The sequence below is a fragment of the Allokutzneria multivorans genome, assembly GCF_039537405.1.
Taxonomy (GTDB): Bacteria; Actinomycetota; Actinomycetes; order Mycobacteriales; family Pseudonocardiaceae; genus Allokutzneria; species Allokutzneria multivorans.
The window spans coordinates 1-22,404 of sequence record NZ_BAABAL010000012.1; the positions used below are offsets into that span (position 1 = coordinate 1).

Genomic DNA, 22,404 nt, shown 5'->3' on the forward strand with positions numbered 1-22,404 from the left:
AACGTCGACAAGCTCCTACATCCTTGCGAGGTGTGCAGACCACGCTCCTCCGCATGGGTCGCGGCATCAGTTTTGACCGCTGTCACCAGATTCGAGAGCTTCTCCAGATCCGCAAGGAACTTCAGGTGCTGTTTCTCGGAGAGCGTATAGACGTCGTGTGCTTGAAGATGATCTAGCAAATGTGTCTGGAGTTCTGAGATATCCAACATGTTTACACCTCCCCTCGTTGGCTACCTCCAATTTTACAACGTTCTCTGACAGCGTCAAATCCGTTGCAGGCTAAGGGAAAACGGGACTTTCAGCCGCGAGCGAAACTGGGTCGGTTTTACCTGGGGTGCGCGTGCCATACGCTTGTCCGCGAGGGCCGGGATCCATCCCGTGCCCGCCCGGCCTACCACGGCACGCGCAAGGGGCCCCAGGTCAAACCGACCCCCACGCTGGTACCGGCGCGGGCTGGAAGCCCAGCCGTCCCCCACCAGGAACCCCAGCACAGGCTGAAACCCCAGCCATCCCAAAGCAGCACGACCACCACAACAGGCCTACTGTCACAACCATGAGCTGGCCGAAGAACTGGCCGATCCGGCCCATCTCCCCGCCTCCGTGGGCGCGACAGGAACCAACCTGGCGCGGCGCGAAACCCAGTCTGATCAAGGCAGCCTTGGACACAGCGCTGAGAAAGCCTTCCGGGAACTGGTTCGTGCTCGCGGCAAGCTCGGAGATCACCTCCGCCAAGCCGTTCGGGCGGCATGTGGCGGGGCAGGAGCTGGTGGCTTGGCGGACGCCGGACGGAGAGCTGCGCGTGGGACCGGGTGCGTGTCCGCACCTGGGTGCTCCGCTGTGCGACGCGGCGGTGGACAGCGGGGCTCTGGTGTGCCGGTGGCACGGATTGTCGTTGGGAGACAAGCCAACTGCGGGCTGGAAGCGTTACCCGGCACACGACGACGGGGTGCTCGCGTGGGTGCGCCTGGACCACGTGGGTGGCGAGGTACCCCTCGCAGAGCCCGTGCTGCCGGAGCGGCCGCCGCGCGCGGAGGCGATCTCGGCGGTGGCGACGGTGCTGGGGCGGTGCGAGCCCGAGGACGTGGTGTTCAACCGGCTCGACCCGTGGCACGGAGCCTGGTTCCACCCGTACTCCTTCGCGGAGCTGCGAGTGCTGGACGCGGGCGAGGAGGAGTTCCTGGTGGAGGTCACGTTCCGCCTGGCCAAGAACGTCGGCGTGCCGGTGCTGGCGCGGTTCAGCTGCCCGGAGCCGCGCACGGTGGTCATGCACATCGTGGAGGGCGAAGGCGTGGGCAGCGTGGTGGAGACGCACGCGACGCCGATCGCGCCGGGCAGGACGGCGGTGATCGAAGCGACGATCGCGCACTCGCCACGCCCGGGTTTCGCGTACGCGCGGCGCGTGGCGGGGGCGGTGCGCCCGGCGATGCGGTGGGCGGCGAAGCGGCTGTGGCGGGACGACATCGCCTACGCGGAGCGCCGATTCGCGCTGCGCAAAGACGGTCGCTGGCCCGGATAGCCCGCCGAAGCCTGGGTACCCGGGCGGCATGACGATGCGCGCAGTGGTGCTGAACTGCACCTTGAAGAAGTCCCCGGCCGAGTCGAACACGGAGATGCTGGCCTCGGTCGTCAGCACCGAGCTGGAGAAGCTCGGCGTGGCGGTCGAGGAGGTGCGCCTGGTCGACCTGGACGTCCCGCCGGGCGTGGACACGGACCTCGGCGAGGGCGACCCGTGGCCCGCGGTGCACGAGAAGCTCCTGGGCTCCGAGATCCTGGTGTTCGCGACGCCGACGTGGGTGGGGCGGCCGTCGTCGATCGCGCAGCGGGCGCTGGAGCGGATGGACGCGATGATCTCCGAGACCGACGACGAGGAGCGCCCGGTGGCCTACAACCGGGTCGCCGGAGTCGTCGTGACCGGCAACGAGGACGGCGCGCACCACGTGATCAGCGAGATCTGCGGCGGGCTCGGTGACATCGGTTACACGGTCCCCGGACAGGCGTGGACGTACTGGAACCGGGGGCCGGGACCCGGACCGTCCTATGCGGACACCGATGAGGGCAAGGACTGGTCGCACAGCACCGGTCGGGCGATGGCGGGGAACCTGGTCGCCGTGGCAGCGGCCCTGCGTGACCAGCCGATTCCTCCGCCGAGAAGTTGATCACACGATCGTGTGAGGTTGTGAGGGCCGTTCACAGGGTAGAACCGGTGCCGCACCCCAACACCTCCACAGGAGTCCCCACATGCGCGCACTGGTGCTCGACTGCACCCTCGACGGCCGTTCGGAGGCCGTGATCAGCTCGGATCTGCGCTCATGGGGAGTGACCGTCGACAGCCTGCCCGCGACGGACGTGCCGGTCTCGGTCGAGGAGTACTCGGTCGTGGTGATCCTCACGCCGAGCTGGCTGGCCCAGCCGTCGCGGCTCGCGCAGCGCGTGCTCAACCGCCTTCCGGGCGCGAACCGGACGACGGTCGCGGGCGTGGTGGCGCTCAACGAGCTCGCCGAAGGGCAGTGGATGCGAACAACGCTGTCGTGGCACCTCTGGAACCTCGGTTACACGGTTCCCGTGCGCCCGACCGCGGCGCACTTCGTGCGGACGGCCATCCAAGCGCGCCGCAACCGCACGCTGACGCCTACTGGCTGAACCTCGCGGCGAGAGCGCGCAGGGGCGCCCACCGACCGGCGACCGGGACCGTCCACAGTGGATGGCCTCGAACCCCGAACAGCTCCAGGAGCACGTTCGCGGCGTGCGTACCGGTGGTCGCCGCGCGCTCCATCAACGCGACGGGGAGGTCGATGCGCACGAGATCTCCCGCTAGCACCAAGCCTTCCTGCGGCGTCCGCACGGTCGGCCGGTTCACGAAACCGCCGGGCGGGAACAGCGGGCAGTCCTCGCGCAGCTCGTGGCGCTCGTCGACGATCCGCGCCGAGGCGGTCTCGGGGAAGACGCGGTGCAGCTCGGCGAGCAGCTTCGCGCGCGCATCGTCCACAGTGGTCAGTGCGTAGCCGTGCAGCTCGACGACCGAGCCTCCCGTGCGCGCAGCCCAAGATCGGGACTCGCGCTCGTAGCGGTCGAGCACGCTGATGTTGTCCAGCGAGCCATATCCGCTCGTACCAAGGAACCCTGGCCGCTCCGGGCGCACGGGCCGGTCGAGCCACAACCGCGATACCAGGAACGGCGGCGCGGCGCGGAGGTCTTGAACACGCGCGCGCCAAGCTGCGTCGCCGAGTTCCGGCGAGCGGTCGATCAGCCCGCGCAGCCCCGAAACGTCGGCGGCAAGCACCACGCCGTCGACCTCGACGCCGTCGACGACGAAGCGCCGAGAACCACCCGGAGTGATCGATTCCACCGCTGCACCAAGGCGAATCTCGGCTCCGCGCGCACGGATGTAGGCGCCCAGCGGGTTCCACAGCGTCGCGAACGAGTCGGCCGCCACGTCGAAGACCAAGCCCTCGCTGGAGCCGAGGAAGTAGAGGTGGAACATCGTCGCCAGCTCGGCGGCGGACAGCTCGGTCGGCGCGGCGAAGAAGCTGCGGGAGAACACCTCGAACGCCAAATGCCTTGCTGCGGCGGGAAAACGCAGTCGCTCAAGGAACTCAGCCGCGTTGAGGTCGTCGAGCTTCTCGTAGGTCTCCGGGATTCGCACGTCCACCAGCGGCAGCGCCGCGCGGGCGCTGAGGCGCGTGATGTCGCGCAGGCTGAACGTCGGACTGTTCAACGCGAAGGCGAAAGCGTTGAGCGGCGGGGTTTTCGGCAGGCTCTGGAAGGTGTCGCGGTAGCCGTCGCTGTGCACGAGCGGGTAGTCCAGCATCGGGGTCAACCGCGACATCAGGGGATCGGTGCGGCGCAGCAGCCCACGGAGGTTGTAGTACTGGCGAAAGAACGCGTGGAAGCCCCGGTTCATCGAGACCTGGGAGCCGTCCGTCAAGGTCGTCGGCCAGCCGCCGACGCGCCCGCCGAGGTGTTGTTCGCGTTCCCAGAGCACGACCCGGACTCCGCGCTCCACCAAGGCCGTCGCCGCCGCGAGACCCGCGATCCCGCCGCCCACCACGGCCACGACCTGATCACCCGCGCGGGAACTGCCGGAGCGGGCCGCGTGGAAGACGGCGCGGCGGTCCCGGCCGGGCAGCGGGCTCACCGCGATGCCCTCCTGGCGAAGAACGTGTGCGTGACCCCGCGCTGCCACCCCGACATCCTGCCGGTCCGGATGGTGTCAAAACCGTTGCGGGACAACCTGTTCTCGAAGTCGATCACGCCGTCGAAGTCGAGCACGCTGCGCCACAGGTAGCGGTGCAGCGACGCGTCTCCGGAGACCAGGCGGCCAGCCGGGATGATCACCGACCAGCACACCGCCGTCCACACGGCCTTGGCCAACGGCGAGTCCGCGACGGAGTACTCGTGCGCGACGAACGGCGCTCGCGGCCGAAGGAGTTCGTGCACAGCACGCAGAACACCATCAGGCTCGGGCAGGTTTCGCACCAGATAGGCAGCGAAGACTCCGTCGAACGGGCCGCGAACCCCAGCTTCGGCAAGGTCTTCGGCTCGTGAGTGCACGAAGGTCACCGACGAAGGCCACTGCTTCTCCTTGGCACGAGCCAGCATTCCCGCCGAGCCGTCGACGGCGACGATCTCCGCTTCAGGAGCCGCTCGCACCAGCGCCGCCGTCGAAGCGCCCGTCCCGCACCCGAGGTCGAGCAGCCGCTGCCCTCTCCCCTGGTCCGGAATTCCCATGCGGCGCGCGGACAACCGCAGTTGAGCGTGGTAACCGGGGTTCGCGCCGACCAGGCGGTCGTAGTCCGCGGCGGCCTTGTCGAAGCCTTCGAGCACCTTCATCTCAGAGCCCGCCCGCGATCCTGATCGTGGTGCCCGTGGTGAAGGAGGCGTCCGGGGAGAGCAGCCACGACACCGCGCCCGCGATCTCCTCCGGTTGCCCGGCGCGGCCGAGCGGGATGCGGCTCGCGACGCGGTTGGGCCGGTCCGGATCTCCCATGTCGGCGTGAATTCTCGTGTGCACCGTGCCGGGCGCGACGCCGTTGACGCGGATGCCGTCCTTGGCGAGTTCCTTCGCCAGGCCAACGGTCATCGCGTCCGTCGCCGCCTTGCTCGCGGCGTAGTGCACGTACTCGCCGGGGCTGCCGAGCGTCGCCGCGGCCGAGGAGATGTTCACGATCGCCCCGCCCCGCCCGGCCATGTCCTTGGCCGCACGGCGGGCGCAGAGCAGGTAACCGAGCACGTTGACGTCCAGGACCTGGCGGAGGTCCTCCGTGCTCGTGTCGACCAGCGCGCCGAGTTTCCCCGTCACACCGGCGTTGTTGACCAGCCCGGTGATCGGTCCGAGTTCGCCGGCCGCCACGTCGAAGAGCCGCTCGACGTCCGCTTCCACCGCTGTGTCCATCGCGACCAGCAACGCCCGGCCGCCGCGCTCGCCGACCTCCTTGGCGACCGCGGAGGCGGCCTCGCGGTCGCTGCGGTAGCCGATCACCACGTCGTGCCCGTCCGCCGCGAGCCGCACGCAGATCGCGGCTCCGATCCCCCTGCCGCCGCCGGTGACGACGGTGATGGGACGGCTCATCGAGCTACCTCCTGGAAACCACGGGTGAGCAGGGCCGCGCCGAGCGCGGGTACGGCGACCGCGAGCCTACGGGCCTTGGGCACCACCGCGCGACGCGCGAACACGTCGTACTCCGCCGCCACGATCTCGTCAAGAATGCCTCTGTAGAGCCGAAAAGCCGTGCGCACGCAGGGCCGCGACTCCGGCGCGAGCAGGTCGATGCCCGGTGCTGCCGCGCGGTAGTCCGCGTAGTTCAGCGCGATGAGGTGCGCGAGGGCTGCTCGGACGGCTTGGTCGGCGCTGCCGCGCTCCTGGCACCAGGTGAGCCGTTCGCGGTCGACGTCGAAGGCTGCCAGCTCCGCGAGCGGCAGGTAGATCCGCCCGCGTTCCAGGTCCTCGTCGACATCGCGCAGGAAGTTCGTGATCTGGAAGGCGAGGCCGAGCCGAGCCGCGTAGGGAGCCGCTTCCGCACGAGGCCCCACCGTGCCGAGGACCGGCAGCATCTGGAGGCCGATCACCTCGGCGGAGCCGCGCACGTAGCGGCCGAGATCGGCGAACGTGGCGTACTCGGTGACCGTCAGATCCATCCGCATCGACGCCATGAAGTCGGTGAACAGCGCGTGCTCCATGTCGAAGCGACCGGCGGTGTCGACGAGCGCGGCCAGCACCGGGTGCTCGCTCTCGCCCTCCTTCAGCGCGTGCAGCAGGCAGGTTTCCAGGTCCGCCAACGCTTCCGCTGTGTCCACTGTGGACGGATTGTCGACGATCTCGTCCGCCCACCTGGCGAAGCCGTACAGCGCGTGCACAGCGGGGCGCCGTGCCGGGCCGAGCAGTCTCGTGGCGAGGAAGTACGTGCGGCCGTGGCGAGCGTTGAGCGCGCGACACCGCAGGTACGCCCGCCGGAGCCGAGGATCGGCGATCCCGGCCGCGTCGAGCTCGCGGCTGCCCATGCCAGCACTCCCGTCCTCGCCCACCCTGTACTCCGCCACGCTATCCGCCCACACCGATCACCACCGGTCGGGAGCACGTACGTCGGCGCGCTCCGGTGGAGTGGGCGGCGGGGGCATACGGTGGGAGGGACGGAGGAGGAGTGCATGCGGACGGTGCCGGGACGGACTGATCACGTGGTGGTGGTCGGCGCGGGGCTCGCGGGGCTGTCGGCGGCGCTGCACCTGCTGGGGTCGGGGCGCAGCGTGACGGTGGTGGAGCGCGACGGCGTTCCTGGGGGCCGGGCGGGACGCCTTGACCTGGGCGGTCATCGGTTCGACACGGGGCCGACGGTGTTGACGATGCCGGAGCTGCTCGACGAGGCGCTCTCAGCGGTCGGGTCGTCGTTGCGCGAGCACGTGGAGCTGGTGCCGCTGCACCCGGCCTACCGCGCGGAGTTCGCGGACGGCACGAGCATCGACGTGCACACGGACGCGGACGCGATGGAAGCAGAGGTCAGGCGCGTCGCTGGTCCTGTAGAGGCGGCGGGCTACGCACGGCTGCGCGCGTGGTTGACGGAGCTGTACCGGGCGGAGATCGACACGTTCATCGGCGCGAACTTCGACTCGCCGCTGGACCTCGTGCGACCGGCGCTGGCGAAGCTCGCGGTGCTGGGCGGTTTCGGCAGGCTGGGCCCGGCGATCGGGCGGTTCGTGCGCGATGAGCGGCTGCGCCGGATCTTCTCCTTCCAAGCCCTGTACGCGGGCGTCGCGCCGGAGAAAGCGCTCGGCGCCTATGGGGTGATCGCCTACATGGACACCGTGGCGGGCGTCTGGTTCCCGAAGGGTGGCATGCGCGCGATCCCGGACGCATTGGCGGCTGCGGCGAGCAACGCGGGCGCGAAGTTCCACTACGACACCACGGTCGCGCGGCTGGAGAGACAGGGCGACAGGGTCACGGCGGTGCACACGGAGGACGGCGAGCGCATCCCCTGCGACGCGGTCGTGCTGACTCCGGAGCTGCACACGTCCTACCAACTGCTGGGCCACACGCCGAAACGGCCAGTGGGACTGCGGTACTCACCGTCAGCGGTGGTGCTGCACGCGGGTTCCACGGGCAACTGGCCGAGGTTGGCGCACCACACGATCTCCTTCGGCCACGAGTGGAGCCGGACCTTCACGGAGATCATCGGGCGCGGCGTGCCGATGTCCGACCCGTCGCTGCTGATCACGCGGCCGACCGCGACCGATCCCGATCTGGCTCCTGCGGGAAAGCAGACGTACTTCGTGCTCGCGCCGTGCCCGAACCTCCAGGTGGGGCCGCTGGACTGGGCTCGGATCGGACCGCGCTACCGGGATGAGCTGGTGGCGACGCTGGAGGCGCGCGGGTTGATCGGCTTCGGCTCGGGGATCGAGGTCGAGCGCCTGGTCACGCCGGCCGACTGGGCGGCGATGGGGCACGCGGCGGGCACGCCGTTCGCGACCGCGCACACCTTCGCGCAAACCGGCCCGTTCCGCCCGGCCAACATGGTCGGCGGCACCGTCAACGCGGTGCTCGCCGGGTGCGGGACCACACCCGGCGTCGGCGTGCCGCCGGTGCTCATCTCCGGCCGACTCGCCGCACACCGCGTGACGGGCTAGCTGAGCAGGGCGGTGAGGGCGGGTAGGTAGCCCTTGGCGTTACCGGCGCGGTTGGGGTGGTAGGAGTCGTCGGCGGGCAGGCCGGGCTCGTTGATCCACGGGCTGCGCGAGCACAGCTCGTGCCCGGCGAAGGCGGCCCGTGCGTCGAGGAAGGCGAAACCGGCGGCCGCGGCGCGCGCGGAGATCACGCCCGCGAGGGAGTCGGTGATCGAGACGACCTCAGCGCGGCGCGAGCGGGTGAGCACGTCGCAGCTGCCCGCGCCCGGCTCGAAGATCCTCGGGTAGCCGACCACGACGACCTTGGCGTTGGGCGCGGCCTCGCGGATCGCCGCGTAGGTGCTGTCGAGCTTGCCCGCCAGCGTCGTGGCGATCGTCTTCACGGCGTTGGCGAGGATGCGGTCACAGCCGACCTTCGACCCGAGGGTGCACTCGCGCATGGCGGCCGGAGCGCCGATGTCGTTGCCGCCGATGGAGATCGTGACCAGCGTCGTCCTCCCCGAAAGCGCCCTGATCTGTCCATTGAGGACATCCGAGGTCGTGGCGCCGGAGCACGCGACGGAGGTGTAGCTGGCGACGGCGTTCGCGGCGGCCCACAGCGCGGGGTAGGCCAGCGGCCCGCGCGCGCAGTCGCCGGAGTCCCGGTAGTAGCGCGCCGTCCCCTGCCCCGAGGAGAAGGAGTCGCCGAGCGCGACGTAGTGGGCGCCCTGGGCCGGGGTGGCGGCGAGCAGGACCGGCACGAGGGAGGCCAGCGCCAGCGCGACGGTACGGGATGAACGCATGGGTACTGCGTACCAGGACGCTCGGACCTGCCGAAACACACGACCAGGTGAGGTGCCCCGTTCGGCAACTGAGCTGACCGCAACGAATTTCCTGATGCGCTGAACGTTGGGGAGGCACCGTCCGTAGTGCTCGTTACGTGCGTTCCCAACGTGAAGGGGCAGGAATGGACTTCCGGGTGCTCGGTCCCGTTCTGGTTCGCGAGCTCGTCCTCGGCGCCGGCAAGCACCGGGCCGTGCTCGCGGTGCTGCTGCTGGAGGCCAACCGGGCGGTCCGGATCGAGCGGCTGATCGACCTGTTGTGGGCCGACCAGCCGCCCGAGCGGGCGCGGAACCTGGTGTCCGGTTACGTCTCCAAGGTGCGCAAGGCGCTCGACGGCAGGGCCGGGGTGCGGGTGGAGACCTGGCGCGGCGGCTACCGCCTGGTCGTGCACCCGGACTCGGTCGACCTGTACCGCTTCCGCGGCCTCGTCCGCGAGGCCCGCGAGGCCACCGGCGACGACGCCGTCGTCGCCGCGCTGGCGGAGGCGCTCGCGCTGTGGAGCGGTCCCGCTCTGGCCGACGTCGACCTGCCCGGCCTCGCGCCGTCGGTGACCGAAGCCCTTGAGCAGGAACGCGTCGCCGCCTTCGAAGACCTCGTCGACGCGCGCCTGCGCATCGGCGCCGACATCGACCTGATCGGCCAGATCGGCGAGGCGGTCGACGCGCACCCCTTCCGCGAGCGACTCGTCGGCCAGCTCATGACGGCTCTCGCGCAGCGCGGCAGGCCCGCCGAGGCGCTGGCCACCTTCCGGCGCTGCGCCGACGCACTGCGCGACGAGCTGGGCGTGCCGCCGGGGGCCGCGCTGCGCGAGCTGGAGCGCGCGATCCGCGCCGACTCCCTCACCCCAGCGCCGGCGTCCCGGCTGCGCCCCGCCCAGCTGCCCGCCGACCTCGCCGACTTCCTCGGCCGCGACGCCGAGCTGGCCGCGCTCAGCACCGGCGAGGGGCCGTTGCTGATCACCGGCATGCCCGGCGTCGGCAAGACCGCGCTCGCCGTGCACTGGGCGCACCGCGAGCGCGAGCGCTTCCCCGATGGCCAGCTGCACGTGGACCTGCGCGGCGAGGTCACCCCGAGACAAGCCCTGCTCCGGCTGCTCGACGGACTGGGGGTGCGGCCGGAGCAGGGCGACGAACGGGCGTTGGCCGCGCGCTTCCGGTCCACTGTGGACGGCAAGAAGCTGTTGGTGCTGCTGGACGGGGCCACCAGCAGCGCCCAGGTGCTGCCCCTGCTGCCCGGCTCGCCGACCTGCCAGGTGGTGATCACCAGCGCGCGCCGCCTCGACGCGCTCGTGCTGCACAGCGGCGCGAAGTCGGTGCACCTCAACGGTTTCCGCGCGTCCGAGTCCGTCGCGCTGATCAACTCCGTGCTCGGCGACCGCGCGCTGCGCGACCCCGTCACCGTGCGGCGCCTGGCGACCCTGTGCTGCGGCCTGCCCGTCGCCGTGCGCAGCGCCGCCGTCCTGCTCGCCGCGCACCCCGCGTGGCCGGTCTCGCACCTCGCATCCCGCCTCGCCGACGAAAAGCGGTGGGCCGACTCGCTCGCACTGTCCGAAGACGGCTTCCGCATGGTGTCCGCCCTGCGGGACCTGCCTGAAGGCGCGCGTGAACTGCTCGGCTACTTCGGCCTGCTGCCCCGCGAGGACCTCGGCACCGAGGCGTTGACCCTGCTGACCAAGCGGCCCCGGTGGTGGGTGGAGGAGGGCCTGTCCACGCTGCACGACGCGCACTTCCTCGCCGAGACCGTGCCGGGCGTGTACTACCTGCCGACCGTGGTTCGCTTGTGCGCCAAGTCTTTCCTGCCCGAGCACGAGGAGGCGGACGCGGCACTGGAGCGTTGGCGCTACCCCGGCGTTGTCCGCCTCTTCGCCGTCGGCTCCGCCTAGCGCCTGCCCTGTGAGTGATTGCGCGGCGTGTCCCGGTCACGGTGTCGCTGGGGGTTGGGGTGTCTTCAAGACCACCAAACCCCTCTGTTGATCATCGTTAACCGCCGCAAACAGACGACGGCCCGCCGCCGCTGAGCTGTCCACGACATCTCCGGCGCCCATGTTTCCTTTATCGATGAAACCCCTTACCCGAAACTGGATGAACCCGTATTCCTGGGATTGGACAGCCCTCTCGGTTCACAGGAGTTCTCGTGCTGACAAGAAACACGCACCGAATCGCCTCGCTCGTCGCGTGCACCATCGCGTTCAGCCTGACACCGGGGGTCGCGCAGGCGGCAACGCGAGTCGACACCACCTGCGGCCAGTACATCTGCGTCCACACCCTGCACGAAGGGCGGAATGTCAAGGACATCACCGTTGAGGTGAGGAAGGCCGGGGACAGATTCAAGCTGGGCGCCTTCTTCGCGGAATGGCGGGGCGAGAAATCGCCCATGACGAACCGTGCCAGGTGGGACGTGAATCTTTATCGGCCGAACAACCACCTGGTGTGCGGCTACGCCCAGAATTCGCGGTCGGTCCAGCAGGGCGGGAACGTCTGCGTGACGATCTGAGATCGTTCGGGTGTCCCGTGGCCCGCGTCGCGGTCAGGACAGGTGCCGCCGCGCGAGGCGGATGCCCTTGTCCAGCGCGTCGGAGAAGTCGCTCAGCGCGGCGTCGCGGCCTCGGTCGTCGCGCACGGGCACGCGGATCGCCGACGGAGCGCCGGTGCGCGGGAGCAGGTGAGCGTCGCGCGCTCCGATGAGGCGTCCGGCCAGCCTGCTCAACGACTCCGCGAGGGGAGCCTGGAAGTCGGCCCACACCAACGCGGCCTGTCCCTGCGAGCGGAACCGGCGCAGGAGCTTGGTGGCGGTGACCGGGATGAGCGCCAGATCGACGAGCGTCGGGCGGCCGTGCCAGCAGCCGACGACCACGCTGCGACCGCGCCCGGTCGGGTCCAGCGGCGCGAGGGCGGAGTTGAGCGCCGGGGTCAAGGTGTTGGTGATGACGAGGTCCAGTGCGGGCCCGATCCGGGGAAGCACGTGGTTGTCGACCGGCGCGCCGTCACTGTCCTCTCGGTCGTGGCACAGGGAGAGCCCGAGGTTGGGGTGAGCCGGGTCGAACACCTGGAACAGGCAGTGCGTCGAGCGCCCGGGGTGGCGCAGAGCCGGCCCGAGGCGGACGTCCAAGCAGTGGACGTCGGCGGCGATCCCGGTGACGGGGCGGTAGCCGTCGCAGTCGCGCACCACGTAGTGCCGCGTCGGTAGGCCGCGCGCGGTCAGCTCCTCCGCCGTGCGAACGAGCGCGCTGTCCAAGGTCGTCGTCATCGCTGCCCCCTGCCAATGCCGTACTCGCCGAGCGTCGTGTCGTAGGGGTTGGCGTACAGGTGGCGGTGGAACTCGACGAACCGCGAGATCATCGTTGCGAGCCGGTCGTCGCCGGTGCACCTGGTGAGGGCGTTGAGCTTGTCGCGCAAGGCAATCCGGCAGCTCCGGTACGCGTGCCCCAGCTCGGCGAGTCGCTGCTCGAACGCCGCGACGGACTCGCGCGAAGCCGGAAGGTCGCGGATGCCGTCGACGCACACGTTGAACTCGCCGAAGCGGATGTCCTTGGCGAGCCTGGTGAAAAGGTGGGAATCCGTTGCCGCCGCACGGAGGAGGCAGTCGGCGAGCGTGCCCTCAAGCACGAGTTCTCGCTGTCGCGGCGTGTGCTCCAACAAGCCCGTGCCGACGTCGTTGAGCAGTCGCACGGCCAACGCGGCCTCGGCGGTCGCATCGTGCAGGAGGCCGTCCGCCACCACGGCGGGGAATCCGGGCGTGGGGCGGGCGATCTCCGCGACCAGACCGCCGTAGTAGGCCAACGTCGGGACGACCAGGATCGAGTCGGTTCCGAGGCTGAGCAGGCGCGCGGTGTCGGTGGGCCGGTCCCGCAACAGAGCCGTGACGGCGGAGTACCTGGCGGCGGCGCCGTCGCGGACGAGGTCGGCGACGGCTAACCCGGAGACCGAGTCGGTCATCGCGCGGCAGGACTCGACACCGGCGGCGAGGGCGGCGTGCAGGTCGAACTCGACCGCGCGAGGGGCGATGTGCGGGTGGGCTTCGGCGAAGCTCGCGGCCAGCGCACGGTGCTCGGCCTCGTCCAAGCTCTGCTCGAACAGCGAGATCCCGCTGGTGAGCGGGCGCAACTCGTCGAGCAGGCGCAGTGCCTCGCGCGTGCCGTCGTCGCGCAGCCCGGTGATCATCGCCGTGTTGAAGCCCTGGACGAGCGCACTCCGCGCGTCGTCGTGATCGCGCCCGGCCAGGCCGATCGCGAGGTTGTCGGAGACGACCTCTTGCACCAGGTAGACGTTGTAGGTCGCGATGTGCGCGGCGACGGCTTCGGTCTCGTCAGCGTCGAGCAGGCCGGACAGCAGCTTGTTGGTCATGTCGATCTGCGCGCGCAACGCGTTGAGCTGGAGCCAGCGGTCGGCGCGGTGCGGCTCGTCGAGCAGCCACGACGAGAACTCCCGGTACGCGCCGGGCTCCAAGCGGTCGACGAAGCGGCGCAGGGCGGTCACCGCGTGCTGCCACACCGTCTGGTCCTCCAGGGTGCTCACCGTGCGGGCACCTCGGTGACGATCATGGGTAGCGCGTCGGGGCGCGGCGAGGCGGCCGGGATCTCGCGGACCTGGTGACCGGGCGCCGGCGCGAGCCGCCACCTGGTGACGAGCGTGGCGAGGATGACGGCCATCTCCGTCCAGGCGAAGGTGTCACCGAGGCACTTGCGGGTGCCCGCGCCGAACGGGATGAAGACGCGGTTGCGCTGCGAGCGCGGGATCGACTCCCACCGCTCCGGTTCGAACCGCTCCGGCCGGGGGTAGGTGCGGGGGTCGCGGTGCAGCGCGTACTGGCTCAGCGCGAACTCCGTGCCCTCCGGGAACTCGACGCCGCCGACGGTCACGGTGGTGATCGCCCTGCGCATCAGCAGCGGGAGCGAGTGCAGGCGGACGCCCTCGTGCAGCACCTGGTCGAGGTAGGGCATGCGTTCCAGGTCCGCCAGCTCCACCGAGCGGTCCCCGACCACCTCGGTGACCTCGGCGCGAACGCGGTCCTCGACCTCGGGATGCCTGCCGAGCTCGTGGAAGACCCACGCCAGCGCGGTCGCGGTGGTCTCGGTCCCGCCGACCAGCAGCGTGAGCGTCTCGTCGCGCACCTGCCGGTCGCTCATGGCGGCGCCGGAGTCCGGATCGCGCGCGGTCAACAGCATCGACAGCAGGTCGCCTTCGACGATCCCGGCGCTGCGGTAGCGCTCGATGACGTCGTCGATGGCGGTGAGCAACCGGGTGGCCGCGGTGCCGAACTTCCGGTTGAGCGGGATGGGCAGCCGGTCGAGGGCCTTGGGCGCCAAGGCCCGGATGATGACGCCCCGCGCGACGGTCGGCAGCGAGCGGTGGATCTCGCGCACCAGGTCCTTGCCCGCCTCCGCCGAGGTCAGCGCCTCCGCCGTGATGGCCATGACCAGCTCGTGCAGCTCGGAGTCGAGCGCCAGCCGACGGCCCGCCTCCCACGACAGCGCCACCCGCTCGGCGTGCCGGGCCATGATCCGCGCGTAGTCGTCGAAGCGGGTGTGGTGGAAACCGGGCTGGACCAGCCTGCGCTGGCAGCGGTGGAACTCGCCCTCGGCCACGGGCAGGCCGTTGCCGAGCAACGGGCGGAGCCGGTCGAAGAGCCTGCCCTTCTCGAAGCCGCGCGCCCCGGCGACCAGCACCTGGTGCACCACGTCGGGACTGGTCAGGACGTAGACGGGCATGGAGCCGATGTCCAGGCGCACGATGTCACCGAGCGGGCGCAGCTCCTGGAACAGCTCCAGCGGGCGTCTCAGCAGCGGCCACGCGTGGCCCAGGAGCGGAAGTCGTCCAGGTGCTCGCGGCACCGTGCTCGGTGATCCGGTCATGGCAGGTCCTTCACTTCTTCCTGGTCGCCCATACGGGCTACTAGAAGAGAGCAGCCTAGAGAAAAAGACCGGCAAAACCAGGCGTATGCCTACCACTTTCGGGGGCTTCATCGAGCGCTGAAGCGCCCGCTGGGCTCACTCCTTCGAGTAAGTCTCCGCCAGGGCGCGCGCGGTGGCGGCGAGACGGTCGCGGAGCTCCTGCGGTTCGAGGACCTCGGCGTGGGCGCCGAGCTTCAGCACCTCGGTGTGGCCGATCTCGATGGTCTCGATCGGCAGGTCGGCGGTGACCCACCCGGTCGCGTCGGGCTCGCCCGCGGTCGCCCGCACCACGCGCTTCTCGTGGAAGCCCAGGACGTAGGGCACCAGCGCCATGCCCGCGGGTGAGAGGCGGACGCGAGCGGTCATCCGGTACTGCTCGACCTCGAAGCGCTCGGCCCACGCCTCCCAGAACGACGCGAGGTCGAAGTCCTTGGGGCGCTCGAACGCGGAGCCGGTGTCGACGACCTCCAGCACCCGGGAGACGCGGTAGGTCAGGTCGCGGTCCCGCGAGCGCGCGACGAGGTACCAGACTCCGCCCTTCAGCACGACGCCGAGCGGCCACAGCGTGCGCTCGACCTCGGGCGGGTCACCCCAGCGGCGGTAGCGGACGCGCACGACGCGGTTGTCCCACACGGCATTGGCCAGCTCGGCGAGCTGGGGCACGCCCTCGGACTCACGGAACCAGACGCGCGCGTCGAGGTGGAAGCACTCGCGGATGCGCGCGGCGCGGGAGGCCAGCTCGGGCGGGAGCGCGGCCATCAGCTTCAGCTCGGCGGCGGTCAGCTCGGCGCTGAGGCCCAGATCCGTTGCCGGACCGGGCATTCCGGTGAACGCGAGCGCCTCGGCCTCGGCGCCGGTGAGGCCGGTGAGCCTGGTGCGGTAGCCGTCGAGGAGCTGGTAGCCGCCCGCCCTGCCCTGGTCGGCGTAGACGGGAACACCGGCCGAGGACAACGACTCGATGTCGCGGTAGACGGTGCGCGGCGAGACCTCGAGGGCACGAGCCAGCTCGGTCGCGGACATCCGCCCACGGGTCTGCAACAGCATCAACAACGACAGGAGTCGACCGGCGCGCACGCGAGGAGTCTCGCACTCACGCCGAAGCGGCGCCGTGCACCACGAGGGTCCCCTTGCCCTTGCGCTTGGCCGCGTACATCGCCGCGTCCGCCCGGCCGAGGAGGTCGTCCGGCGACAGGTCGGGGTCCATCGCGCCGAAGCAGACCAGGCCGATGCTGGCGCGCACCATGCGGTTCTCGCCGCGAATGCCGTAGGGCGCCTCCAGCACGGTGAGCACGCGCGCGCCCACCTGCTCCGGATCGCCGTCGCCGGTCATGATCAGCACGGCGAACTCGTCGCCGCCGAGCCGGGCCACGACGTCCTCGGCGCGCACGGCGGCGCGCAGCCTGCCCGCGACGGCGCACAGGACCTCGTCCCCCGCCGCGTGGCCGTAGCGGTCGTTGACGGTTTTGAAGTCGTCGACGTCGACGAACAGCAGGATCAGCGGCTGCGACGAGCGCAACGCCGTGCCGAGGCACTCCTGGAACAGCGCGCGGTTGGCCAAGCCGGTCAGCGGATCGTGGTAGGCCTGGTACTGCAACTGCTTCTGGCTCTGCCGGATCTCCTCCAGCAGCGCGACGTTGTCGGTCATGGTGATCAACTGGCGGAGGATCACCAGCGCCACCACGGCGAGCCCGACGTAGACCTCCGCGGGGCCCAGCCGCACGCCGGTCGCGGTGCCGACGCCGATGAACATGCCGGTGATCAACAGCGGCAGGTACGGCACGGCCAGGTGCAGGTAGTCGCCGGTGCGCAAGGGGTCGGGCCCCGGCTCGCGACGCGGCGCGGTCGGCGCCCACGGGGCCAGCGCGTAGAACACCGGGCAGGCCATGAAACCGATGTCGGCCCAGGTCGGGATGCGGTCGACGCCGTTGGCGACGAGGTAGGCGAAGATCCACCCGGAGGTGCTCTGCGCGACGAAGGCCAGTCCGAGGAACAGTAAGGGCAGCTGCCACGACACCCGGTTCCGCCGCGCCAGCAGCAGCACCAGCACGATCACCACCAGGTACAGCGCCGGGTGCAGCACGGTGGTGAGCAGCCCTGCCAGGTCGGAGGTCCAGATCCGCACCACGGACTCGCCCGCCGTCACCAGCGTCAGCACCAGGACCGCGCCGAGCACGATCAGCGTGTCCAGCGCGCGCAGCCACGGTTTGCGCGGCCGGGGCGTGGTCGGCGGCCGCTGTCCGCGCGCCAGCGTGAGCAGGGCGAACAGCGCGAACACCGGCGTCATCATGAAACCGATCGGCGCCAGGGTGGACGCGGGAAGCCCGATCCCCATGAACACCAGGCCCCAGGTCCATGTCACCAGCCCGACGGTCAGGCTGCCCATCGCGCCCGCCATCCAGAACCGCCACCTGCGGTCGCTGCCCTCGGCCCGGCGCGCGGTCACCAGGAAGCCGACGAGGGCGACGGAGGAGGCCAGCACCTGGGTGAACTTGTCCAGCGCCTGCGTCGTGACCGGGTCGAACCAGCCGAGGACGACGACGAGCACCACAACGGCCAGCGCCGCGATCGCGGACGCCGCCAGCAGGGTGAACTTCCTCGGTGACATTGTTCCGTGACCATTCAGCAATAATTCAGGTGGCTGACAATTACCCACTGTAGTAATCGCGAAAAACAGTGTCGACCATCGCCGCACGGTTTCGCCGCATTATCCCGATCACGTCAGCTGATCGGTCTAGTGCCCGCCGTGACCTGCATGTTGCACGCGCAACGAGGTGACTCGGAAAAGGATTGGATCGCGGACGCCACCACCCGGAACAAATCCGTCCGAGTGGTTCTCGCACGAATGGAGCACAACACCGAACACGCGCCGTGTCAGGCGTGCGCGCCGCAGCACCGGATCGCGCTCACCTCGCCCGGGATCGCGGCCACCAGCGACCAGAACTCGTCCCGCGCGCCACGGGTTCACCGGTCTTCAAGACCCGCGAACCCCCGCCCCGACGGTCTTCAACGACAGCAAACCCTGACCGGACGCGACACCCCAGCCCCGACACCCAGCCCCGGCGACACCGACCCCGGCGCCCCAAGCCCTGCGGCGCCGGGACCGGTGTCATCGGCTCGATCACGGGCGGGGCGTCACGCCGAGTCACCGCGGGCGGCGCGTTCGGCCTCGGCGCGGTGCGCGGAGACCTCCTCGGTCGGGATGGCCCGCGCCGGACGGTTCAGCAGCGCCCTGACCAGCGCCGGGTCCACCTTCGGTTCGCGCGCGGCGGTGAGCAGGCCGTTGGTCTCCTGCTCGGTGTCGGTGAGCTGGGTGTAGCAGAACCCGGCGAGCCGGTCGCTGGCCAGCAGCGCGCCGACCAGGTCGGTCAGCCGCTCCAGCAACGCCTCCGGACTGTCCACAGTGGAGTAACCGAACCAGTTCTCGCCCTTGGCCGGGACGTAGCTCAGCCCGCCGAACTCGGTCAGCATCACCGGCTGGCCCTCGTTGAGCCGGTCGTCCAGCAGCACCCGCAGCCCGCCGGGCCTGCCCTCGCCGAGCGCCCGCTTGATCGACTCCGGGTCGGAGTAGCGCTCGCGCAGCGAGTCCCCGCTCGGCGCGTAGTCGTGCACGCCCCAGATGTCGCTGACGGTGTGCTCCCAGCCGTCGTTGGCGATCACCGGCCGGGTCGGGTCGATGGACTTGGTGAGGTGGTAGAGCGCCGTGGCGAAGTGCCGCTGGTCCTCGCGCTCGGCGATCTGCGGAACGCCCCAGCTCTCGTTGAGCGGCACCCAGGCCACCACGCACGGGTGGCTGCGGTCGCGGCGCAGCACCTCGATCCACTCGCGGGTCATCCGCTCCACGGTCGCGGTGGAGAACTGGTAGGCGTCGGCCATCTCGCCCCACACCAGCAGCCCGAGCCGGTCGCACCAGTACAGGAAGCGCGGGTCCTCGACCTTCTGGTGGATGCGCGCGCCGTTGAAGCCCAGCTCCTTGATCAGCTCCACCTCGCGGCGCAGCGCCTCCCCGTCCGGCGCGGCCAGGTGCGACTGCGGCCAGTACCCCTGCTCCAGCACCATCCGCAGGAAGTACGGGCGGCCGTTGAGCAGGAAGCGGCCGTCGGCGGTGTCCACCGAGCGGTAGCCGAAGTAGCTGTGCACCTCGTCGACGACCACGCCGTCGGCGTCCAGCAGCGTCAGCTCGGCGTCGATCAGGTTCGGCGACTCCGGCGACCACATCAGGGCGTGCAGGTGCTGGCCGTGCCGCGCGGCCGGGATCGCGATGTCGCGCACGCTGACCTGGTCGAGCACGCGGTGCGACTCCTCGGCCAGCAGCTGCGCGCCCGACCACAGCCGCACCCTCAGGTACAGCGAGGTCGCGGGCGGGCCGGTCACCACCGCCTCCAGCCGCACGCGCGCCTGCGTGAGGTCCGGCGTCCACTGGATCTCCGAGAGGTGGTTGGCCGGAACGGGTTCCAGCCACACCGGCTGCCAGATCCCGGTCGTGCGGTGGTACCAGATCGCGTGCGGCTCGGGCAGCCAGTCCTGCTTGCCCCTGGTCTGCGTCGGGTCCTCGGCCTCGTCCTGCGCGCGGACGACGATCACCTGCTCGTCGGCGTCGCGGTCGAGCGCGTCGGTGATGTCGGCGCTGATCGGTGTGTGCCCGCCGACGTGCTCGGCGACCAGCGCGCCGTTGACCCACACCCGCGCGTGGTAGTCCACCGCGCCCAGGTGCAGCAGCAGGCGCTTGCCCGCGAAGTCCTCGCCCAGCTCGCTCAGCGCGAAGGTCCTGCGGTACCAGACGATCGTGTGCGGCGACGGGTCGTGCACGCCCGAGCGCTCCGACTCCGGCGGGTACGGAACCAGGATGTCGCGGTCGAAACCCGTTTCACCGTCCTGCCAGCGCTCCGCCAAGCCCTGGTCGGCGTCGTCGTAGCCGAAGCGCCACGGACCGCAGAGGTCGATCCAGTGTTCGCGGACCATCCTCGGGCGGGGGTGCAGCTCGTCCACGGGTGAAGCCTCCTCGAATCGGGTGGCCCACTCTATTCAGTCCACGCCGATGTCCTCGTTCCACAGCAGGGGCTGGGTGGAAATGAACTCACTCATCAGCTCGCGGCAGCGCGCGTCGTCGAGCAGCACGACCTCGATCCCGGCCTCGGCCAGCCACTCGTGCTGCCCGGCGAAGGTCCTGCTCTCGCCGACGACCAGCCCGGTGATGCCGAACTGCCGCACCAACCCGCTGCAGTACCAGCAGGGCGACAACGTGGTGACCATCGTGGTGCCGCGATAGGTGCGTTGGCGCCCGGCCGCGCGGAACGCCGAGGTCTCCGCGTGCATCGACGCGTCGTCGTCCTGGACGCGGCGGTTGCGCCCCTGCCCGAGCAGTTCCCCGTCCGCGCCGAACAACGCCGCCCCGATCGGGATCCCGCCCTCCGCCCGCCCTGCCCGCGCCTCAGCAAGGGCGACGTCGAGCATGCGCACCGCGTCCCTGTTCTCCATAACGCCATGATGCTCCCGTCGCGGGCAATCCGGATGAACCATTCCGGCTGCGCCGCTAGCGTCCGGGGCATGCTGCGCCCCACTCTGCCGATCGAGACCGATCGCCTGCTGCTCCGCGCCTACACCCCCGATGACCTGGACGCCTTGTACGACATCAGGTCCCGCCCCGACGTGGTCCGCTACCTGCTCTTCGACGTGCGCACCCGCGAGCAGGTGCGGGAGTCGTTGGCTGATCGGGTGAACCAGTGGTACCTGGAGAAGGAGGGGGACGCGATGGTGCTCGCGGTGCAGCGCAAGGACACCGGCGAGCTGATCGGCGACGTCGTGCTGTTCTGGCGCAGCGAGACCAGCGGACGAGGCGAGCTGGGGTTCGTCTTCCACCCCGACCACTCCGGGAAGGGCTTCGCGTCCGAGGCCGCGCGCGAGGTGCTGCGGCTGGGCTTCGAGGAGCTGGGCCTGCACCGCATCGAAGGCCGTTGCGACCTCCGCAACACCGCGTCCTCGCGGCTGATGGAACGGCTCGGCATGCGCCGTGAGGCGGTGTTCAAGGAGTACGAGTTCGTCAAGGGTGAGTGGTGCGACGAGCTGATACTGGCGATGCTCGACCGCGAGTGGAAGGGAAAGCAGGCATGACTCTGGGCATCACCGTCCCCTTGGGACAGTCACTGCACGAGCACGCGGACCTGTTGCGCGCCTTGTACGACGGCGGCTACACCGACTTCTGGAGCAGCGAGACGGCGGAGCTGGACGCGTTCACCCCGCTGGCCTACGCCGCCGCGGTGCTGCCGGAAGCGCGGTTCGGCACGGCCATCGCCTCGGTGTTCACCAGAGGTCCGGCGCTGCTGGCGATGAGCGCGGCGGCGGTCGCCGAGACGGCGCCCGGCCGGTTCACGCTGGGCATCGGCGCCTCCTCCCCCGCGATAGCGCAGCGGTGGAACTCCGTGCCGTACGAGAAGCCGTACAGCCGCGTCAGGGACACGCTGCGGTTCCTGCGCCCCGCGCTCGCCGGTGAGCGGATCGACGAGTCCTACGACACCTTCCAGGTCAAGGGATTCCGCTTGGAGCGCCCGGTGTCGCCGTCGTTGCCGATCGTGGTCGGAGCGCTGCGCGAGCGCATGCTCGGCCTCGCGGGCGCGGAGGGCGACGGCGCGGTGCTGAACTGGTTGTCGGCCTCGGACGTCGCCAAGGCGGCTCCGGTGGTCGGCGCGGGCAAGCAGCTCGTCGCGCGGATCTTCGTGTGCGTGTCGGAGAACGCGGACCTCGTGCGCTCGGTCGCGAAACGCTTGATCACCGGCTATCTGACCGTGCCCGCCTACGCGGATTTCCAGCGCTGGCTGGGCAGGGGCGATGCGTTGAGTCCGATGTGGACGGCCTGGGCCTCCGGCGATCGCAAGGCCGCGCTGGCGGCGGTGCCGGACCACGTCGTGGACGAGCTGGTGGTGCACGGCAGCGCGGAGGAGTGCGCGGCGCACGTGCGGCGCTACGCCGACGCCGGGATCACCACGCCGGTGCTCAAGTTCCTGCCGCTGGACCCCTCGCGCGATCTCGCCAAGGACGTCCTGGCGGTGGCGGCGGCCTACTGACGACTCGAAAGACGGGCGCGCGAAAAAGGGCCCCGGCGGGAGGCCGGGGCCCTTCTCGGATCAGGTGCCTGCGTCAGCTGGCGACCGAGACGCCCATGGAGCGGGCGCAGCCGGCGACGATCTTCTCGGCGGCCTCCATGCTGCTGGCGTTCAGGTCGGGCATCTTGCGCTCGGCGATCGCGCGGACCTGGTCGGCGTTCAGGGTGCCGCCGGACTTGTGGCCGGGCTGCTCCGAACCCTTCTGCGCGCCAAGAGCCTGGCGGATCAGGAAGCTGGTCGGCGGCGTCTTGTAGCGCAGCGAGTGGGTGCGGTCCTCGTAGACCGTGACCACGACGGGGAGGATCTCGCCACGGTGGGCGGCGGTGGCCTCGTCGTACTCGAGCTTGACGCCACGGGTGTTCACACCGGTCGGACCCAGCATCTTGCCGAGGTCGACCATAGCGGCGTTGCCGGCCTCCAGTTCGAGCGTTGCCTCGAACGTCACGCGCAACTTCTTCTTGGGCGGCATTCCGCGAACCCCTT

The 22,404-nt window shown here is 70.4% G+C and carries 22 protein-coding genes; 8 read left to right on the top strand and 14 right to left on the bottom strand.

All coding sequences use genetic code 11. From position 1 onward, the window contains the following. On the bottom strand, nt 1-209 hold a 209-nt coding region (locus ABD798_RS16920), incomplete at its 3' end, for a hypothetical protein (protein WP_344875799.1). 344 nt (nt 210-553) lie between these two features. On the opposite strand from ABD798_RS16920, the gene ABD798_RS16925 reads away from it, so the two are divergent. The 3 genes from ABD798_RS16925 (at nt 554) to ABD798_RS16935 (ending at nt 2,640) form a co-directional block, all read left to right on the top strand. After that, nucleotides 554-1,516 (top strand): DUF5914 domain-containing protein, encoded by a 963-nt coding sequence (locus tag ABD798_RS16925; RefSeq protein WP_344875801.1) that lies wholly within the window; start codon nt 554-556, stop codon nt 1,514-1,516. Between the two features lie 28 nt (nt 1,517-1,544). Next, the gene (locus ABD798_RS16930; RefSeq protein ID WP_344875803.1) at nt 1,545-2,156 is read left to right on the top strand and encodes a flavodoxin family protein; all 612 of its coding nucleotides are present in this window, start codon (nt 1,545-1,547) and stop codon (nt 2,154-2,156) included. An 82-nt stretch (nt 2,157-2,238) separates the two neighbouring features. Continuing rightward, a complete protein-coding gene (locus tag ABD798_RS16935; protein ID WP_344875806.1) occupies nt 2,239-2,640 on the top strand; it encodes a hypothetical protein in 402 nt (133 codons plus the stop codon). Here ABD798_RS16935 and ABD798_RS16940 read toward each other — a convergent pair. From ABD798_RS16940 to ABD798_RS16955, 4 genes are read right to left on the bottom strand one after another with little or no spacing between them, the layout of a single operon-like run. Beyond that, a complete protein-coding gene (locus ABD798_RS16940) occupies nt 2,630-4,135 on the bottom strand; it encodes an FAD-dependent oxidoreductase (RefSeq protein ID WP_425549237.1) in 1,506 nt (501 codons plus the stop codon). The genes ABD798_RS16935 and ABD798_RS16940 overlap by 11 nt on opposite strands. Then, a complete protein-coding gene (locus ABD798_RS16945) occupies nt 4,132-4,830 on the bottom strand; it encodes a class I SAM-dependent methyltransferase (protein WP_344875810.1) in 699 nt (232 codons plus the stop codon). The genes ABD798_RS16940 and ABD798_RS16945 overlap by 4 nt, the downstream gene beginning before the upstream one ends. Nucleotide 4,831: 1 nt before the next feature. Then, on the bottom strand, nt 4,832-5,569 hold the full coding sequence (locus ABD798_RS16950; protein WP_344875812.1) for an SDR family oxidoreductase: 738 nt from the start codon (nt 5,567-5,569) through the stop codon (nt 4,832-4,834). Next, nucleotides 5,566-6,498, bottom strand: coding sequence for a phytoene/squalene synthase family protein (locus tag ABD798_RS16955; protein ID WP_344875814.1), 933 nt, complete (start codon nt 6,496-6,498; stop codon nt 5,566-5,568). Before ABD798_RS16955 ends, ABD798_RS16950 begins: the two co-directional genes overlap by 4 nt. Nucleotides 6,499-6,642: 144 nt before the next feature. Here ABD798_RS16955 and crtI point away from each other — a divergent pair, with 144 nt between their 5' ends. Continuing rightward, a complete protein-coding gene (gene crtI, locus ABD798_RS16960; RefSeq protein ID WP_344875816.1) occupies nt 6,643-8,115 on the top strand; it encodes a phytoene desaturase family protein in 1,473 nt (490 codons plus the stop codon). On the opposite strand, the gene ABD798_RS16965 is transcribed toward crtI, so the two are convergent. Next, nucleotides 8,112-8,894, bottom strand: coding sequence for an SGNH/GDSL hydrolase family protein (locus ABD798_RS16965; RefSeq protein ID WP_344875818.1), 783 nt, complete (start codon nt 8,892-8,894; stop codon nt 8,112-8,114). The two genes, crtI and ABD798_RS16965, sit on opposite strands and share 4 nt — an antisense overlap. Nucleotides 8,895-9,058: 164 nt before the next feature. Between ABD798_RS16965 and ABD798_RS16970 the strand changes: the two genes are divergently transcribed. Continuing rightward, the gene (locus ABD798_RS16970; protein ID WP_344875820.1) at nt 9,059-10,816 is read left to right on the top strand and encodes an AfsR/SARP family transcriptional regulator; all 1,758 of its coding nucleotides are present in this window, start codon (nt 9,059-9,061) and stop codon (nt 10,814-10,816) included. Between the two features lie 251 nt (nt 10,817-11,067). After that, nucleotides 11,068-11,427 carry a hypothetical protein gene (locus ABD798_RS16975; protein ID WP_344875822.1) on the top strand — a complete coding sequence of 120 codons (360 nt, stop codon included), beginning with the start codon at nt 11,068-11,070 and terminating at the stop codon, nt 11,425-11,427. Between the two features lie 33 nt (nt 11,428-11,460). Here ABD798_RS16975 and ABD798_RS16980 read toward each other — a convergent pair whose 3' ends face one another. The 7 genes from ABD798_RS16980 to ABD798_RS17010 form a co-directional block, all read right to left on the bottom strand. Then, nucleotides 11,461-12,180: a hypothetical protein gene (locus ABD798_RS16980; RefSeq protein ID WP_344875824.1), complete on the bottom strand. Its 720-nt coding sequence runs from the start codon at nt 12,178-12,180 to the stop codon at nt 11,461-11,463. After that, entirely contained in the window at nt 12,177-13,448 is a 1,272-nt protein-coding gene (locus tag ABD798_RS16985) for a hypothetical protein (protein ID WP_344875826.1), read from the bottom strand. Before ABD798_RS16985 ends, ABD798_RS16980 begins: the two co-directional genes overlap by 4 nt. Further along, complete coding sequence (locus tag ABD798_RS16990; protein WP_344875828.1) at nt 13,445-14,785, bottom strand: cytochrome P450; 1,341 nt, start codon at nt 14,783-14,785, stop codon at nt 13,445-13,447. Before ABD798_RS16990 ends, ABD798_RS16985 begins: the two co-directional genes overlap by 4 nt. A gap of 135 nt (nt 14,786-14,920) precedes the next feature. Beyond that, complete coding sequence (locus ABD798_RS16995; protein ID WP_344875830.1) at nt 14,921-15,898, bottom strand: helix-turn-helix transcriptional regulator; 978 nt, start codon at nt 15,896-15,898, stop codon at nt 14,921-14,923. A 16-nt stretch (nt 15,899-15,914) separates the two neighbouring features. Beyond that, nucleotides 15,915-17,429, bottom strand: a complete 1,515-nt coding sequence (locus ABD798_RS17000) for a diguanylate cyclase domain-containing protein (RefSeq protein WP_344875832.1) — start codon at nt 17,427-17,429, stop codon at nt 15,915-15,917. Between the two features lie 527 nt (nt 17,430-17,956). Further along, complete coding sequence (locus ABD798_RS17005; protein WP_344875834.1) at nt 17,957-19,810, bottom strand: glycoside hydrolase family 2 protein; 1,854 nt, start codon at nt 19,808-19,810, stop codon at nt 17,957-17,959. A gap of 36 nt (nt 19,811-19,846) precedes the next feature. Beyond that, nucleotides 19,847-20,299, bottom strand: coding sequence for a nucleoside deaminase (locus ABD798_RS17010; protein WP_344875836.1), 453 nt, complete (start codon nt 20,297-20,299; stop codon nt 19,847-19,849). A gap of 69 nt (nt 20,300-20,368) precedes the next feature. Here ABD798_RS17010 and ABD798_RS17015 point away from each other — a divergent pair, with 69 nt between their 5' ends. Both ABD798_RS17015 and ABD798_RS17020 read left to right on the top strand, forming a co-directional pair. Beyond that, a complete protein-coding gene (locus ABD798_RS17015; protein WP_344875838.1) occupies nt 20,369-20,932 on the top strand; it encodes a GNAT family N-acetyltransferase in 564 nt (187 codons plus the stop codon). Beyond that, on the top strand, nt 20,929-21,882 hold the full coding sequence (locus ABD798_RS17020) for an LLM class F420-dependent oxidoreductase (protein ID WP_344875840.1): 954 nt from the start codon (nt 20,929-20,931) through the stop codon (nt 21,880-21,882). Before ABD798_RS17015 ends, ABD798_RS17020 begins: the two co-directional genes overlap by 4 nt. 73 nt (nt 21,883-21,955) lie before the next feature. Here the strand turns inward: ABD798_RS17020 and ABD798_RS17025 are convergent, their stop codons facing one another. Continuing rightward, nucleotides 21,956-22,390, bottom strand: a complete 435-nt coding sequence (locus tag ABD798_RS17025) for an uL11 family ribosomal protein (protein ID WP_344875842.1) — start codon at nt 22,388-22,390, stop codon at nt 21,956-21,958. Between the last annotated feature and the right edge of the window lie 14 nt (nt 22,391-22,404).

Coding starts and splice junctions, on each gene's coding strand:
- ABD798_RS16925 (WP_344875801.1), top strand. CDS start 554: ATGAGCTGGCCGAAGAACTGGCCGATCCGGCCCATCTCCCCGCCTCCG.
- ABD798_RS16930 (WP_344875803.1), top strand. CDS start 1,545: ATGACGATGCGCGCAGTGGTGCTGAACTGCACCTTGAAGAAGTCCCCG.
- ABD798_RS16935 (WP_344875806.1), top strand. CDS start 2,239: ATGCGCGCACTGGTGCTCGACTGCACCCTCGACGGCCGTTCGGAGGCC.
- ABD798_RS16945 (WP_344875810.1), bottom strand. CDS start 4,830: ATGAAGGTGCTCGAAGGCTTCGACAAGGCCGCCGCGGACTACGACCGC.
- ABD798_RS16950 (WP_344875812.1), bottom strand. CDS start 5,569: ATGAGCCGTCCCATCACCGTCGTCACCGGCGGCGGCAGGGGGATCGGA.
- ABD798_RS16955 (WP_344875814.1), bottom strand. CDS start 6,498: ATGGGCAGCCGCGAGCTCGACGCGGCCGGGATCGCCGATCCTCGGCTC.
- crtI (WP_344875816.1), top strand. CDS start 6,643: ATGCGGACGGTGCCGGGACGGACTGATCACGTGGTGGTGGTCGGCGCG.
- ABD798_RS16965 (WP_344875818.1), bottom strand. CDS start 8,894: ATGCGTTCATCCCGTACCGTCGCGCTGGCGCTGGCCTCCCTCGTGCCG.
- ABD798_RS16970 (WP_344875820.1), top strand. CDS start 9,059: ATGGACTTCCGGGTGCTCGGTCCCGTTCTGGTTCGCGAGCTCGTCCTC.
- ABD798_RS16980 (WP_344875824.1), bottom strand. CDS start 12,180: ATGACGACGACCTTGGACAGCGCGCTCGTTCGCACGGCGGAGGAGCTG.
- ABD798_RS16990 (WP_344875828.1), bottom strand. CDS start 14,785: ATGACCGGATCACCGAGCACGGTGCCGCGAGCACCTGGACGACTTCCG.
- ABD798_RS17000 (WP_344875832.1), bottom strand. CDS start 17,429: ATGTCACCGAGGAAGTTCACCCTGCTGGCGGCGTCCGCGATCGCGGCG.
- ABD798_RS17010 (WP_344875836.1), bottom strand. CDS start 20,299: ATGGAGAACAGGGACGCGGTGCGCATGCTCGACGTCGCCCTTGCTGAG.
- ABD798_RS17015 (WP_344875838.1), top strand. CDS start 20,369: ATGCTGCGCCCCACTCTGCCGATCGAGACCGATCGCCTGCTGCTCCGC.
- ABD798_RS17020 (WP_344875840.1), top strand. CDS start 20,929: ATGACTCTGGGCATCACCGTCCCCTTGGGACAGTCACTGCACGAGCAC.
- ABD798_RS17025 (WP_344875842.1), bottom strand. CDS start 22,390: ATGCCGCCCAAGAAGAAGTTGCGCGTGACGTTCGAGGCAACGCTCGAA.